This is a genomic window from Cryobacterium sp. PH31-L1 (assembly GCF_030063145.1).
Lineage (GTDB): Bacteria > Actinomycetota > Actinomycetes > Actinomycetales > Microbacteriaceae > Cryobacterium.
Window position 1 is genome coordinate 192278 of the sequence record NZ_JASISM010000003.1, and the last position, 14074, is coordinate 206351.

Annotated in this window: 15 protein-coding genes and 1 pseudogene; 3 read left to right on the forward strand and 13 right to left on the reverse strand. The window is 63.5% G+C overall.

All coding sequences use genetic code 11. The features are described from left to right. Positions 1-55: 55 nt before the first annotated feature. From QMF22_RS07720 to QMF22_RS07735, 4 genes are all read right to left on the reverse strand, one after another. Positions 56-1405 carry a dihydrolipoamide acetyltransferase family protein gene (locus QMF22_RS07720; RefSeq protein ID WP_283452049.1) on the reverse strand — a complete coding sequence of 450 codons (1350 nt, stop codon included), beginning with the start codon at positions 1403-1405 and terminating at the stop codon, positions 56-58. Positions 1406-1427: 22 nt separating this feature from the next. Next, the gene (locus tag QMF22_RS07725) at positions 1428-2432 is read right to left on the reverse strand and encodes an alpha-ketoacid dehydrogenase subunit beta (RefSeq protein ID WP_283452051.1); all 1005 of its coding nucleotides are present in this window, start codon (positions 2430-2432) and stop codon (positions 1428-1430) included. Next, positions 2432-3523, reverse strand: a complete 1092-nt coding sequence (locus QMF22_RS07730; protein ID WP_283452053.1) for a thiamine pyrophosphate-dependent enzyme — start codon at positions 3521-3523, stop codon at positions 2432-2434. Before QMF22_RS07730 ends, QMF22_RS07725 begins: the two co-directional genes overlap by 1 nt. Positions 3524-3629: 106 nt before the next feature. Continuing rightward, a complete protein-coding gene (locus QMF22_RS07735; RefSeq protein WP_283452055.1) occupies positions 3630-4736 on the reverse strand; it encodes a histidinol-phosphate transaminase in 1107 nt (368 codons plus the stop codon). 103 nt (positions 4737-4839) lie between these two features. Between QMF22_RS07735 and QMF22_RS07740 the strand changes: the two genes are divergently transcribed. Further along, complete coding sequence (locus QMF22_RS07740) at positions 4840-5232, forward strand: phage holin family protein (protein WP_283452057.1); 393 nt, start codon at positions 4840-4842, stop codon at positions 5230-5232. 18 nt (positions 5233-5250) lie between these two features. On the opposite strand, the gene QMF22_RS07745 is transcribed toward QMF22_RS07740, so the two are convergent. Both QMF22_RS07745 and QMF22_RS07750 read right to left on the reverse strand, forming a co-directional pair. After that, the gene (locus tag QMF22_RS07745) at positions 5251-6717 is read right to left on the reverse strand and encodes a hypothetical protein (protein ID WP_283452059.1); all 1467 of its coding nucleotides are present in this window, start codon (positions 6715-6717) and stop codon (positions 5251-5253) included. Next, positions 6705-6941, reverse strand: coding sequence for a hypothetical protein (locus tag QMF22_RS07750; protein ID WP_283452061.1), 237 nt, complete (start codon positions 6939-6941; stop codon positions 6705-6707). Before QMF22_RS07750 ends, QMF22_RS07745 begins: the two co-directional genes overlap by 13 nt. A gap of 180 nt (positions 6942-7121) precedes the next feature. On the opposite strand from QMF22_RS07750, the gene QMF22_RS07755 reads away from it, so the two are divergent. Both QMF22_RS07755 and purB read left to right on the forward strand, forming a co-directional pair. Further along, a complete protein-coding gene (locus QMF22_RS07755; protein WP_283452063.1) occupies positions 7122-7649 on the forward strand; it encodes a low molecular weight protein-tyrosine-phosphatase in 528 nt (175 codons plus the stop codon). Continuing rightward, positions 7646-9028 carry an adenylosuccinate lyase gene (gene purB / locus QMF22_RS07760; protein ID WP_283452065.1) on the forward strand — a complete coding sequence of 461 codons (1383 nt, stop codon included), beginning with the start codon at positions 7646-7648 and terminating at the stop codon, positions 9026-9028. The genes QMF22_RS07755 and purB overlap by 4 nt, the downstream gene beginning before the upstream one ends. A 69-nt stretch (positions 9029-9097) precedes the next feature. On the opposite strand, the gene QMF22_RS07765 is transcribed toward purB, so the two are convergent. The 7 genes and pseudogenes from QMF22_RS07765 to rpsF all read right to left on the reverse strand — a co-directional run. Further along, positions 9098-9367 carry a hypothetical protein gene (locus tag QMF22_RS07765; protein WP_283452067.1) on the reverse strand — a complete coding sequence of 90 codons (270 nt, stop codon included), beginning with the start codon at positions 9365-9367 and terminating at the stop codon, positions 9098-9100. Further along, complete coding sequence (locus tag QMF22_RS07770; protein WP_283452069.1) at positions 9364-10005, reverse strand: hypothetical protein; 642 nt, start codon at positions 10003-10005, stop codon at positions 9364-9366. Before QMF22_RS07770 ends, QMF22_RS07765 begins: the two co-directional genes overlap by 4 nt. A gap of 144 nt (positions 10006-10149) precedes the next feature. After that, the gene (gene dnaB, locus QMF22_RS07775; protein WP_502846921.1) at positions 10150-11577 is read right to left on the reverse strand and encodes a replicative DNA helicase; all 1428 of its coding nucleotides are present in this window, start codon (positions 11575-11577) and stop codon (positions 10150-10152) included. A gap of 456 nt (positions 11578-12033) precedes the next feature. Then, positions 12034-12483 carry a 50S ribosomal protein L9 gene (rplI, locus tag QMF22_RS07780; RefSeq protein ID WP_283452071.1) on the reverse strand — a complete coding sequence of 150 codons (450 nt, stop codon included), beginning with the start codon at positions 12481-12483 and terminating at the stop codon, positions 12034-12036. A gap of 9 nt (positions 12484-12492) precedes the next feature. Further along, entirely contained in the window at positions 12493-12756 is a 264-nt protein-coding gene (gene rpsR, locus QMF22_RS07785; RefSeq protein WP_035835236.1) for a 30S ribosomal protein S18, read from the reverse strand. A 47-nt stretch (positions 12757-12803) separates the two neighbouring features. Continuing rightward, positions 12804-13322: a single-stranded DNA-binding protein gene (locus QMF22_RS07790; protein ID WP_283452086.1), complete on the reverse strand. Its 519-nt coding sequence runs from the start codon at positions 13320-13322 to the stop codon at positions 12804-12806. Between the two features lie 246 nt (positions 13323-13568). Continuing rightward, positions 13569-13937, reverse strand: a pseudogene (rpsF, locus tag QMF22_RS07795) (30S ribosomal protein S6); the annotation flags it as partial. Positions 13938-14074: the final 137 nt, after the last annotated feature.

Sequence of the window (14074 nt, forward strand, 5' to 3'; positions counted from 1 at the left end):
CCCCCGAGAATAGTCTTGCTGATAATGATTGTCAAAACCATTAGCGGGTCAGCGATTACTCGAGCAGCAGGGCCGGCTCTTCGATGATGCTCGCGACGTCGGCGAGAAAACGGCTCGCGACATCGCCATCGACGACGCGGTGGTCGAAGCTCGCCCCGATGGTGGTCACGAACCGGGCTCGTACCTCACCGTCAACCACCCACGGCTTCTGCTTGATCGTGCCGAGGGCCACGATTCCGGCCTCGGGAGAGTTGAGAATGGGCGTACCGGTGTCCATGCCGAACACGCCGATGTTCGTGATGGTGATCGTGCCGTTGCTCATCTCGGCCGGGCTGGTCTTGCCGTCGCGGGCGGTCATGGTGAGCTTTTCGAGCGCCGCAGCGAGTTCGAGCAGGCTCATGTCCTGCGCTTCTTTGATGTTCGGCACGATCAGCCCGCGTGGCGTGGCCGCGGCGATACCGAGGTTCACGTAGTGCCGCACGATGATCTCCTCATCGGTGAAGGTGGAGTTCACCGTGGGGTTGCGTCGCACCGCCCAGATCATGGCCTTGGCCATGATCAGCAAGGGCGACACGCGAATTCCCGCGAAGTCGGTGGAAGCCTTGAGGCGTTTCACGAATTCCATGGTGCGGGTGGCATCCACGTCAACGAACAAGCTCACGTGCGGCGCGGTGAACGCACTCTTCACCATGGCCTGCGCGATAGCCTTGCGCACACCCTTCACCGGGATATGTTCGTCGCGATCGACCGGCCATTCCGGCGTCTTAATGTTGCGGAAAACGCTGGCCTGGGTCGCACCGCGCAGCACGTCTTCGCGGGTCACGTCACCGACCGGACCGGTCGCCTCAACCAGCGAGAGGTCGACGCCGAGGTCCTTGGCGAGCTTGCGAATCGGCGGCTTGGCCATGACCGGTCCAGCGGATGCCGCACGCCGAGTCGGTTCCAGCGGCTCGGCCTGCGTGCGCTGCGGGGCCTCAGGCGCGAGCGTCTCGTGCGCGACATTCGCACCGGTGTGCCGACGCCGACGGGTGGGCATCGTGGCGGCGGTACCGCGGCCAACCAGTACAGGTTCGGGCGCCTCATCGCTGATAGTGCTGCTCGTGTCCTGGGCGAGCGTGGCGGCGGCATCCGGTGTCGGAGTCGGCTGATCGGCATTCGCGCCGGCCTCGGAGTTGATCGTGATGATGAGGGTACCCACGTCGACGGTGGTGCCGGCGGCGACCAGGATTTCCCCGACCACGCCGACGAACGGTGACGGCAGCTCGACCAGCGATTTGGCCGTCTCAATCTCGACCAGCACCTGGTTGATCGTCACGGTATCGCCGGGCGCGACCTTCCATTCCACGATCTCGGCCTCGGTCAGGCCTTCGCCGACGTCGGGGAGGGTGAATTTAGAAACGCTCATAAGAGGCCTTTCCTGACGTTCATTAGTAGGCGAGAGCGCGGTCGACGGCTTCGAGCACCCGGTCGGGGCTGGGCAGAAAGTGCGTCTCGACGGCGGCCGGCGGAAACGGTGTGTCGAAGCCGGAGACCCGCAGCACGGGCGCTTCGAGCGTGTAGAACGCACGCTCGGCGACCGTGGCGGCGATCTCACTGCCGACGCTCACGAAGCCGGGCGCTTCCTGGGTGACCACGAGGCGACCGGTTTTCAACACCGAACCCAGGATCGGTCCGTAATCGATCGGGGAGATCGACCGCAGGTCGATGACCTCGAGGCTGATGCCCTCGGCGGCGGCGAGTTCGGCGGCTTGCAGCAGCACGCTCACCATGGCGCCGTGACCGACGACGGTGACATCGGTACCGGCCCGCACCACCCGGCTGGCGTGCAGCGGCGTTCCGCTCTCACCGAAGCGCACCTCGCCCTTAGGCCAGTAGCGGCTCTTTGGCTCGAAGAAAATCACCGGGTCGTCACTCTTGATTGCTTCCTGCATCATCCAGTAGGCGTCGTGCGGGTTGGACGGGCTGACCACCCGCAGACCGGGGGTGTGCGCGAAGTAGGCCTCCGGGCTCTCCTGGTGGTGCTCGATCGAGCCGATGTGTCCGCCGTACGGAATGCGAATGACCACCGGCATGATCAGGCCGCCCTCATGGCGATTGCGCATGCGGGCCAGCTGGCTGGTGATCTGGTCGAAACCGGGAAAGACGAATCCGTCGAACTGGATCTCGCACACCGGGCGAAAGCCGCGCATGGCCAGGCCGATGGCGGTGCCAATGATGCCGGATTCGGCGAGCGGGGTATCTAGAACCCGCTTGTCGCCGAATTCGGCGATGAGCCCCTCTGTGACCCGAAAAACGCCGCCGAGCGGGCCGATGTCCTCGCCCATCAGCAGCACCTTAGGGTCGTTCTGCATCGCTTGACGCAGTCCGGCGTTCAGAGCCTTCGTCATGGGCAGCGAAGCGGATGCCACGCTCGTGTCGGTACCAGTGTTCATCAGTTCTTACCCTCGTCAAAAGACGCTTCATAGCGTTTCAGCCAGGCCTTTTGCTCAGCCACGAGCGGATGCGGTTCAGCGTAGACGTTGTCGAAGATCACCGATTGCTCCGGGCCGGTGATTTCCAGAGCGCGACGGCGGGCATCGGCCGCGAAGTCGGCCGCTTCTTCATCGACGGCGTCAAGGAATTCCTGCTCGATGCCCCGGCCCTGCAGATAGCTGCGAAAGCGCACGATCGGGTCTCGGGCTACCCAGTAGGCGAGTTCCTCCGGGTCGCGGTACTTGGTGGGGTCGTCGGCGGTGGTGTGTGCGCCGACGCGGTAAGTGAGCGCCTCGATCAGGGACGGGCCCTGGCCGGCGCGCGCGTCATCCATCGACTTTGCCGTGACGGCGAAGCTCGCGAGCACATCGTTGCCGTCGATCTGGGTGCCGGGCATGCCGAAACCGCCGGCGCGCAGGTAGAGCGGTGTTCGGGACTGCCGTGCGACCGGCACCGAGATGGCCCAGTGGTTGTTCTGCAGAAAGAATACCTGCGGGGTCTGGTAGCTTGCCGCGAAGACGAGCGCCTCATTGGCGTCGCCCTGCGAGGAAGCACCGTCGCCGTAGTACACGATGACGGCCTGGTCGGTCTCCGGGTTGCCGGTCGCGGTCGACCCGTCGAGCTGCATGCCCATGGCATAGCCGGTGGAGTGCAGGGTCTGCGAGGCGAGAACGAGGGTATAGAGGTGAAAGTTTCCGTGCTCTTCGGGTACCCAGCCGCCGAGGGTGACTCCGCGCAGCATGCGCAGGATGTCCACAACGTCGAGGCCACGGATCATACCGACGACGTGCTCACGGTAGGAGGGGAATACATGGTCCTGCGCGCGTGTGGCGTAGGCAGACCCGACCTGGGCGGCTTCCTGGCCGTGACTGGGAACCCAGAGGGCCAGCTGGCCCTGGCGCTGAAGGTTGGCCGCCTCGGTATCGAACTTACGCACCACGACCATGTCGCGGTAAAACCTGCGGTGGTCGGCCTCGGTGAGTCGGTCGAGGTAGGGAAGAAACTCCTCGGCGGCTGCGTTGGGTTCGAACGCGCCGTTCGGAGAGATCATCCGCACGCAGGTCTCGGCCCCATCGAGGCCAAAGGGAGCGGATGGGGCAGGTGTACGCGCGGCAAGGCGTGGCGCAGTCGCGTCGTTTCGGGTGGCTGACACCGTACTAACCTATCTTCCGAGCTGGGTGATCGGCGGGAAGGGCGTCGACAAGATCCGCGCTCATTAGTAGGAGTGTCGCCACAGCCTGCTCCTCACCGATCGAGACTCGAATACCTTCCGGCGCGAACGGACGAACGACGAGGCCGGCCTCTCCAAGCGCCTCGGCCACAGTGGTCGTTTCGGCACCAGTCGGCAGCCACAGAAAGTTCCCCTGGGGCGCAGGGATGTTCCAACCCTGTCGGGTCAGCGCCTGCCAGGTCGCATCGCGACGCGCGGCGATGACGCGAACCCGCTCGAGTAACTCCTTCTCCGCCTTCAGGGACGCGATCGCGCCGGCTGCGGCCTGCGCGGTCACCGAGAGTGGAATCGCGGTCGATCGGGCGGCGTTCAGAATGTCCACCGGGCCGAGCGCATAGCCAACCCGCAGCCCGGCAAGACCGTAGGCCTTCGAGAAGGTGCGAAGAACGACCAGATTGGGGTAGCGGGCGAGCAGCGGCGGGCCGTTAACGGCATCCGCTTGGGTGACGAACTCGACATATGCCTCGTCGAGAATAACCAGAAGATCGGTTGGGACGACGGCCATGAAGGACTCGAATTCGTCCTTCGTGACGATCGTGCCGGTGGGGTTGTTCGGCGAACAAACGATGACGACCCGGGTGTTGTCGCTGATCGCGGCGGCCATCTCGGGCAGATCATGACCATGATCGGTGCGATTGGGCACGCGCACGCTGGTCGCACCGGCGACGGTCACGAGGGAAGGGTAGGCCTCAAACGACCGCCAGGAGTAGAGCACTTCATCGCCGGGCCCGGCCGCAGCGAGAATGAGCTGGGCCAGCAGAGCCACCGAGCCGGATCCGACATGCACCTGGTCTGTGTCGAGGCTGTACGTGGCAGCGAGGCGCTCGCGCAGAACCAGGGCCGAGGCGTCCGGGTAGCGGTTGTAGGCCGTTTCGGCCGTGACCGCCGCAATAACACCGGGCAGCGGGTCGAACGGGTTCTCATTGCTGGAGAGTTTGAAGGCACTGGCGTCGGCCGGTTTGCCCTGCTTGTAGGCCGGGAGGGCGATGATCTCCGGGCGCAGTCGGACTGAGGGGCGGTCTGAGAGGCTCACTCGGTGAGTCTACGCCCGGATATATTCGCTGTTGAGAATGAATGTTCGCTTGACTTTCGGCCGCCACGACCTGGTCGGCGCGAGCCAGTGAGATAGTAGGTGCATGGCCAGATTCCTGATCCAACTGATCGTCAACGCGGTAGCCCTGTGGTTCACCGCCCTGCTGGTGACGGGGGTGCACGTCACGCCCTACGCGCCGGATGCCGGCGCCGGCGTGCTCACCTATCTTCTGATTGCGCTCATCTTCGGCTTCGTGAACACCATTGTGGGCGGGGTGCTGCGCATCGTCGCTTTTCCGCTCTACATTTTGACGCTCGGACTGTTCGCCCTGATCGTCAACGGCCTGCTCCTGCTGCTCGTGGGTTGGCTTTCCGGCTTTCTGGGCTTCGGCCTCGTCGTTGACAGCTTCTGGTGGGGTGTGCTGGGTGCCCTCGTGCTCGGCATCATCTCCTGGCTGCTCGGTCTCATTCTGCGTCCGGTCACCGCGCGCGACTGAGCTGCGGCGGGAAGAAACCTACTGCGGCGCAGGCCCTTCCGGTACTCGGATGCCGTGCCACAAGACCGCCCCGCCCGATTCGCTCCCGAGAATGCCGGTCACGGTATCGCGAAAGCCCTGCAGGTTCTCCTCCGGAGAGGCATCAATGAGCAGCGCAGTCTCGCGGTAGGTGTCGAGGTTGTGAGCCGGCAGGGCGGCACCAGCTGGCAGCGGCTCGGAGGCGAACGCTTCACGGCGCACAGTCACGCGGTCAGCGGAGTCGGTCAGGCTGTCTCCGCCCATCGCAGGCACTATGTCGTCGGTGTGCTCGACCGTCAGGGTGGCTACGCCGTCCGGCACGGGCACCTTGGATTCGGGTGCCCCAAAGGTGGCCACCGCCTGCACGTTGAACCAGCTGTAGGCAGCCACCTGGGTGGCGATCAGGCCGCCCTGGGAATGGCCGGCAAGCACAACCGGGTCGGACGGTGCGATTCCGGCCGCCTTCATGGCGCTAATGACGGTCTCGAAGGAACCCGCGGCCTGCCCGGCCATCGCGGTGATGTTGGAGGTGAGGTCTAAGGGGTCCGTTTTGGCGATGGCATCCCATTCAACGGTTCCACTGATGTAGACCGCCCAGGACGGATGCTCGGTGTCTCCATAATTCTCAATGCGCACCTGCGGCTTCCCCGCGACGGCCTTCGGGATCCGCGAAGCAAGGTCGCCGACACCAGTGGGGGGCATTGGCTGGGTTGAATCTCCCACTGCAGCAACGCTCACCGGACTTTCCCGCAACAAGCCGTCTTTGCGCGCCACGGCCAAAACGCCGAACGCTGTGCGTGAGGTGTCGATCACACCCAGACCTTCGTCACCGAAAGCCCGACCAACAGATCGCGGTGTACCGGCCAGGCCCCAAGCTACGTCGTCGAGCGACGAGGCCGCAGCTCGTAGCAGGGCCACCACGGTGGGGTTCGTGAGTAGGCGGGGGTCGAGCTTGTCCGTGCCGATTCGTGCAGCCCGCGCCCGGTAGGGCGAACGGAGGCTTCCATAAAGCCATATGTGCCCGACGCCGGCGACACCGGCCATGGATACACCGAGCGGCGTGCCGGTAAGGGCAACAAGGCCACCCCGAAGAAGCCGGCCGAGGCCATACGCAAGATCTGCGGCACCCATCAATGCAGCCTCCCGGGCGACACGCTCCACGTATCCGTAACTTCTAGCCGCTGCAATGAGATTGTCCGCGATAACACCGCAGTACTCGTGAAGCGAATTCAGCCGGCCGGCCACTTGGAGCAGATCTGGCCAGGGATCCTGGCCCAGCCAGTTCGCCGGCCAGTTCGGGTCCAAATTGCGGATCCGATGCGCGCGACCCGCCCAGTCAGCCACATCATTTCGCAGAACGTTCAGGAACTGTGCCTGGGCGAGCACTTCATCGGTGGCAACGATGGTCGTACCGCCGACCGAGACAGTCAGGTCGCCGTGAACGAGGCCGTCCCTCACGCCGGGCACAGCTCCTCCTCGAGGTAGATCTGGTTTCGCACGCTGGCCAGCGCCTCGTGCAGGTAGTGCAGCACAACATCGAGGTGTTGCACGATGTCTGCGACGCAGCCCGAATAGGCACGCTGAGATTTGGAACTCCAGAATTCGCTGGGGTCCAGGGCGAGTAGCTGGCGACGTTTACCCTCGATTTCGGCACGCAGGCCGAGCAGGAGATCGCGCTGGGAATGCATCATCGCCAAGTGCGCGGGACTGTATGGCCCACCCGGTACCCGCCCCACTGCGTCCATGACACCTCCAGGTCGGGACGATCGTCGCAGAATCCGCGACGCATCCGGCTGGCCGTCGCGCATTCTGTGTATAGACACCAAATACTGGACGTGTGGAGAAGGCGAAACTGCTCCAGAATGGAAGACATGCCCTTCGCGTCACTCACCCCCGACGAGTCGACGCCGTTTCGAATCATTTTCGTCTGCACCGGAAATATCTGTCGGTCGCCCATGGCCGAGGTCGTGCTGCGCGACCTCGTCACGAAACTCGGCCTCGGGCGTCTCATCGCGAGCAGCTCGGCCGGCACCGGAGACTGGCATGTGGGTGAGCAGGCCGACGGTCGCACGATCACGGCCCTGGCTAAGCGCGGCTACGACGGCAGCCACCATCGGGCCCGCCAGTTTGACCCGCTGTGGTTCGCCGAACACGACCTCGTCGTCGTGCTCGACCGCAGCCAGGAGCGTATCCTGCGCAACTGGGCCCTCGAGGATCGCGATCGCGCCAAGGTACGACTGCTGCTGAGCTTCGACGCCGAACAGGCCGCCCTGTTCGACGTGCCAGACCCCTACTATTCCGACGATGCGTTGTTTGACGCCGTATTAGGCATGATTGAGAGGGCAAGTCACGCACTTGTGAAACAACTTGCACCCGCAATTCGACAGGGAGTCCGATGAGTCACCTACCCGTACAGGTTCTGAGTCCGCTTGATGGCCGCTACCGAGCCGCCGTTTCCGATCTGGGCGAGTTCCTGTCCGAGGCCGGTCTCAACCGTGCCCGCGTGCGCGTCGAGGTGGAGTGGCTGGTCACCCTTACCGACCGCAGCCTGTTCGGTTCCGCACCCCTGAGTGACGAGCAGAAGGTGGCCCTCCGTACACTCGTGACCGACTTCGGTCAGGCCGAGATCGACGAACTGGCCGAGCTCGAGGCCACCACCCGCCACGACGTGAAGGCCGTCGAATACCTCGTTCGCCGACGCCTCGGCACACTGGGCCTCGATCACATCAGCGAGCTCACCCACTTCGCGGCCACCAGTGAGGACATCAACAACCTTTCTTATGCACTCACCGTGCGGGATGCCGTGCAGACCGTCTGGCTGCCCAAGCTGCGCCTCGTGATCGAAGCGCTTCGCAGCAACGCGCTGGACTTTCGAGCGGATGCGATGCTGGCCCGCACCCACGGGCAGCCCGCGACGCCGACCACCATGGGTAAAGAACTCGCCGTATTCGTCTACCGCCTCGAACGCATCGTGCGCCAGATTGAGGCCGGCGAATACCTGGGCAAGTTCAGTGGCGCCACCGGAACCTTCGCCGCCCACGTGGCCGCTGATCCGTCCATTGACTGGCCGGCCGTCTCCCGCGAGTTCGTCGAGGGTCTCGGCCTCGGCTGGAACCCGCTCACGACTCAGATCGAGTCGCACGACTGGCAGGCTGAGCTGTACTCCCGCGCCTCTCACGCCAACCGCATTCTGCACAACCTGGCCACCGATATCTGGACCTACATTTCCATTGGATATTTTCGCCAGATTCCCCAGGTCGGTGCCACCGGCTCGTCCACCATGCCGCACAAGATCAACCCGATTCGCTTCGAGAACGCGGAAGCTAACCTCGAACTGTCCTGCGCCATCCTGGACTCACTCGCGGCTACCCTCGTGACCAGCCGCCTGCAACGTGACCTCACCGACTCCACCACCCAGCGCAACATCGGTGTCGGCTTCGGGCATTCGCTGCTCGCGCTCGACAATATTCTGCGGGGTCTCGGCGAGATCGACATCGATCGTGCGCTGCTGGCGAGCGACCTCGACTCCAACTGGGAGATTCTGGGCGAAGCGATTCAGACCGTGATTCGCGCTGAGGTCTCGGCCGGCCGCTCGTCCATCGAAGACCCATATGCCCTTCTCAAGGAGCTGACCCGCGGCAAGCGCATCACGAGCGCCGACCTGGCAGCATTCGTCTCGGCCCTCGATATTGGCGCAGCGGCCAAGACCCGCCTGCTGGCCCTGACCCCGGGAAGTTACGTCGGCCTGGCCGCCCCCTTGGTCGACTACCTGCCCTAGTTGTCACCAGTTACCCAAAAGCACCTTCGTCCACAGGGACGAAGGTGCTTTTTTTCGTTGCGGAGCCGGCTAGTGCCCGTTCTGCTCGTCGAGGTCGGTCTGCTCCGAGGCATTGGGCTTCATACCGAGCACGAGCATGGCGATCACCACGAGCGCCACGATGAACGTCACGCCGAGTCCGATCACGGAGAGCATGAGCTCGCGCGTGGTGCCCAGAATAGTCAGCCCGACGAAGAGGGCCATTCCGGCCGAAATGGCGAGCAATTCGGCCGGCTTCAGTCGATCAGAGCGGCTGGGCTGGTGGGCGGAGTTGGGCGTGCCAGGGGTCTTCTTGGTCACAGTGAGTCCAAATCTCTAGGCGCGGTGTTCGTTGGTGCGATGTTCGGTGGTGCGATGTTCGTTGGTGCCGCGGCGTCGCGGCGCTGTCTGGGCGAATCCCACTTGATGGAGAGGCCGGCGATGGGCAGGAAAACAGCGAGAAAGACCAGGTACGCACCGAAGAGGCCGACCGAGACCACCGGATTGGGCGGCAGAAGCAGAAAGAGCAGGGCGAGGATCGCGGTGCCGATTCCGGTATACAGCCAGTCTTTGGCTGGCAGCGGGCGCTTGCGCACCCGGATACCGGCATAGATCTCGAGAAAGCCGGTGACGGCCCCCCAGACACTCACGATGAATAAAAAGAACCCGTGGCCTCCGGCGTGAAAGCCGAGCGCTGTCGCGCCGGCTACCATGCTCACGATGCCCTGGATCAGAAACAGGCTGCGGTCGGCAGCGGCGGTGAGGGTACGCGGGCCGGTCAGAACGAGGAGCAGGCCACTGGCGAGCGCGAAAGCGCCGAACACGAGCAGACCAAGCTGGGCCGAGTGGTCCCGGTTGAATGTGATTATCGCTGCGGGAACCACGGCGATCAGGGCGCGCCCAACAGCCACGGACCAGTACCCGGAACCGACGTGTGATGGTGCCTGGGCGTTTGCCACGCAGGACCTCTTTCGTTGCAAAATTTGTCAGGCTCAGTCTACGCGGCGGGACCGTGCGGATCTGCGAGCGGGCTGCACGCGGTGCGTTCGTGCGCGACGAACCGGGCCCGGCACGATCAGGCTCCTGAATGAGGCAGTGCCGAGCTACCCGCCGGCCACCATGTCAGCGAACCGGGAGTAGTGGCCGTGGAAGGCAACGGTGACGGTGCGGGTGGGGCCGTTACGGTGCTTGGCCACGATGAGGTCGGCCTCACCGGCCCGCGGGTTGTCCTTCTCGTAGGCACTCTCGCGGTGCAGCAAAATCACCATGTCGGCGTCTTGCTCGAGCGAACCCGACTCACGAAGGTCGGAGATGGCGGGCATCTTGTCGGCGCGCTGCTCCGGACCTCGGTTGAGCTGGGACAGCGCAATAACCGGAACCTGCAGTTCTTTGGCAAGCAGCTTGAGCGCTCGGGAGAACTCACTGACCTCTTGCTGTCGTGACTCGACTTTCTTGCCGCTGGTCATCAGCTGCAGATAGTCGATGATGACCATCTTGAGCCCGACTCGCTGCTTGAGCCGACGACACTTGGCTCGAATCTCAACCAGGGTCATGTTCGGGCTGTCGTCGATGTAGAGCGGTGCGTCGTTGATGCGACCGCGGGTGGCCGCGATAGTGGTCCAGTCGCGGGCCTCGACGGTGCCCTTACGCATGCTTTGCAAGGGAACGGATGCCTCCGCCGCGAGCAGGCGCATGGCAATTTCACTGCGCCCCATTTCGAGGGAGAAGAAAATGCTCGGCATGTTGTGGTGGATCGAGGCCGACCGCGCGAAGTCGAGGGCGAGGGTGGACTTACCCAGTGCCGGACGGGCGGCCACGATGATGAGCTGGCCACCGTGGAACCCGTTGGTGAGTTCGTCGAGGTCGGCGAAGCCCGTGGGTACGCCGCTCATCTGGCCGTCTTTGAGCTTGGCGGCCTCGATTTCTTCGATGGCCGCCGTCACAGCGTCGGTGAGCGGAACGTAGTCCTCGGTCTGGGTACCCCCGGTGACGGCATAGATCTCGGCCTGAGCCGTGTTGACGAGGTCGAGCACCTCGCCCTCGGCGGCATAGCCCATCTGCGCAATGCGCGTACCAGCTTCCACTAGACGACGCAGCAGCGCGCGTTCGGCGACGATGGTGGAGTAGAACCCGGCATTGGCAGCGGTGGGCACCAGGCTCGTCAGGGTGTGCAGGTAGTCCGCACCACCGGCACGGGACAGTTCACCGACCTTGGTGAGCTCATCGGTGACCGTGATGACGTCGGTCGGCTCGCCCTGGGCGTAGAGGGAAAGAATCGCGTCGAAGATGATCTCGTGCTTGGGGATATAGAAGTCTCCGCCCCGCACGGTTTCGACGACGTCAGCGACTGCGTCCTTGCTCAGCATCATGCCCCCGAGGGCGCTCTGCTCGGCGAGGAGGTCGTGGGGCAGCGCCCGCTCCGACTTCCAAGCTTCAGCGGGCCGCTCCAGACGGCCCGGCCCACCACCGGTAGACGAACCGTACTCGCTTGACGCTGGCTGGTTGGCCAGGCCCAAATGGGCGATCGACACTCGGTACCTCTTTCTCTGTCGTGACTCTAGGTGTATCAGGACCCACCGACACGGGACGCACCCACCCAGCCCGAGCCAGATTCTGCTACTGGATCACCCTAAGGAGCCAGTAGCGCGACCCACAAACACCCCTGTGGATAACTCTGTGGAGAATCTGCGCGAAACGCCGTGGAGATTGTGCAGAACCTGTGCACTCGCTTGTGGACAGATTTTAAATAGTTGCAAATAACTGCCGTTTGATCAGGATTTTAAGTTCTGCACATGGGTGTGAATAAAGTAACCTCAATCAACCCTTGAACCTTGTCGATACGAATGCTCACCTGTGCACAAAAGCAGTGGGTCAATGCCCCAAAAGTGGCTCTTAACGCCGCATAGCGGAGGATTCCTTAGGGAACCCCCCGCTATGGGAGTGGTACAGGCGACCGGCCAAAAAGCCCGGCCTGCCGAGGTGTGATGCTACTTGGCAGCGACGACCACGAGAGTGATCGTGGCGCTGAGCTCGTCACGAAGACGAACCGTTGCCGTGTGCTCACCGGTCAGCTTGATGGCGGTGAGTTCGATCTTGCGCTTGTCGATCGTTCCAAGACCTGCGGCTGCAACGGCGTTAGCCACATCCGTGGTCTTGACCGAACCGAAGAGGCGTCCGCCGGCGCCGGCCTTGACGACCAGGGTGACCTTGGTGTTCTCAAGTTTGACCTTGAGTGCCTCAGCCTCTTCGAAGGTGGCGTGCTCACGCGCAGCGCGGGCTGCCTTGATCTGCTCGATCTGCTTCTCGCCACCGCGGGTCCACGCCACAGCGAAGCCCTTGGGAACGAGGTAGTTACGAGCAAACCCGTTCTTGACGTCTACGACGTCGCCGGGTGCACCGAGGCCGGAGACCTCATGCGTCAGAATCAATTTCGACATTTGGTTTCCTTACCGGCCTGATCCTGCGTAGGGCAGCAAAGCCATTTCGCGGGCGTTCTTGACGGCACGGGCGATGAGGCGCTGTTCCTGAACGGAAACGCCTGTGATGCGGCGGGCGCGGATCTTTCCACGCTCGGAGATGAACTTGCGCAGGGTGGGGACATCTTTGTAATCAATGACACCAACCCGAATCGACTTCGCGGGAGCGGCGTTCTTGCCACCCTTAGCTCCGCGAAGCGGCTTGCGGCGGTCGCCGCTCGACTTTCCAGCCATGATTTCCTTACTTTCTAAAAGAGGTGTTAGCTACGCGCAAGGCGAGCTTAGAAGGGGGTCTCGTCGCTGAAGTTGCCGGGGCTGTTCCAGACGTCTCCACCAGCTGCTGCTGGCGCAGCAGTCTTGGCGGGGGCGCTGGGTGCCCATGGCTCATCGTTGCCCTGGCCGCCGGCAGCGGGAGCACCGCTGCGAGGGCCAGAGGACTGCGCACGAGTGAGGGAGGCGGTGGCGTAGCGCAGCGAAGGACCAATTTCATCGATCTCGAGCTCCATACTCGTGCGCTTTTCACCTTCCTTTGTCTCATACGAACGCTGCTTGAGACGCCCGGAAGCGATGACACGCGACCCCTTGGTCAGTGAACCTGCAACGTGTTCGGCGAATTCACGCCAAACGCTCGCACGCAGGAACAGCGCGTCGCCATCTTTCCACTCGTTGGCCGCACGATCGAACGTACGCGGAGTGGAAGCGATGGTGAAGTTAGCAACCGCCAGCCCGTTCTGCGTATAACGCAGTTCCGGATCGCTGGTGAGGTTGCCCACCACGGTGATTACGGTCTCGCCAGCCATGGGCTACTTGTCGCTTGCCTTGTCGGCAGCGGCCGGAGCAGGAGTCGCCTTGGCAGCAGCAGGCTTTGCAGCGGCAACCTTCGCGGCGGGAACCGCGGTGGGGGCAGCAGTAACCGGAGCAGCAACTTCGACCTTCGCAGCAGTGGCGGGGGCCTCTGCAACGACGGTCTCGGCAACGACAGGCTTGGCGGCAGCGGCGACCTTAGCGGCCGGAGCGGCAGCGGCTGCAGCAGCAGCGTCAGCCTTGGCGGCGATGACCTTCGGGTTGGCAGCCTTGCGAGCAGCCTTCTCTGCGGCCAGCTTGGTGGCGACGACGACCTGGGCGATGCCCTCTTCGGCGCGGAGCACCTTGGTGCGCATGACGGCCTCGGACAGCTTCAGCTGACGGTCGAGCTCGACTGTGGCTGAGGCGTTCGCGGTGAAGTCAACGACGGCATAAATGCCTTCGGTCTTCTTGTTGATCTCGTAAGCGAGACGACGACGACCCCAGACATCAACCTTGTCAATGCTGCCACCATCGTTGCGAACAACGTTGAGGAACTTGTCAAGGCTGGGAGCTACGGTGCGCTCATCGATCTCGGGATCGAGGATAACCATAAGTTCGTACTGATGCATGACTAACCCACCTCCTTCGGACTAAAACGGCTGCAGAATTTCTGCAACAGGAGGGTTGTGCATGTGCTGCCGGCGGAGGCCGGGAATCCGGCACGCAGGCAACCTGCCCAGACTACCGGATGCCGCGCGCATTCGCC

Coding starts and splice junctions, on each gene's coding strand:
- QMF22_RS07750 (WP_283452061.1), bottom strand. CDS start 6,941: ATGATGCATTCCCAGCGCGATCTCCTGCTCGGCCTGCGTGCCGAAATC.
- QMF22_RS07730 (WP_283452053.1), bottom strand. CDS start 3,523: ATGATCTCTCCGAACGGCGCGTTCGAACCCAACGCAGCCGCCGAGGAG.
- QMF22_RS07720 (WP_283452049.1), bottom strand. CDS start 1,405: ATGAGCGTTTCTAAATTCACCCTCCCCGACGTCGGCGAAGGCCTGACC.
- QMF22_RS07790 (WP_283452086.1), bottom strand. CDS start 13,322: ATGGCTGGCGAGACCGTAATCACCGTGGTGGGCAACCTCACCAGCGAT.
- QMF22_RS07725 (WP_283452051.1), bottom strand. CDS start 2,432: ATGAACACTGGTACCGACACGAGCGTGGCATCCGCTTCGCTGCCCATG.
- purB (WP_283452065.1), top strand. CDS start 7,646: ATGAGTCACCTACCCGTACAGGTTCTGAGTCCGCTTGATGGCCGCTAC.
- rplI (WP_283452071.1), bottom strand. CDS start 12,483: ATGTCGAAATTGATTCTGACGCATGAGGTCTCCGGCCTCGGTGCACCC.
- QMF22_RS07740 (WP_283452057.1), top strand. CDS start 4,840: ATGGCCAGATTCCTGATCCAACTGATCGTCAACGCGGTAGCCCTGTGG.
- rpsR (WP_035835236.1), bottom strand. CDS start 12,756: ATGGCTGGAAAGTCGAGCGGCGACCGCCGCAAGCCGCTTCGCGGAGCT.
- QMF22_RS07755 (WP_283452063.1), top strand. CDS start 7,122: ATGCCCTTCGCGTCACTCACCCCCGACGAGTCGACGCCGTTTCGAATC.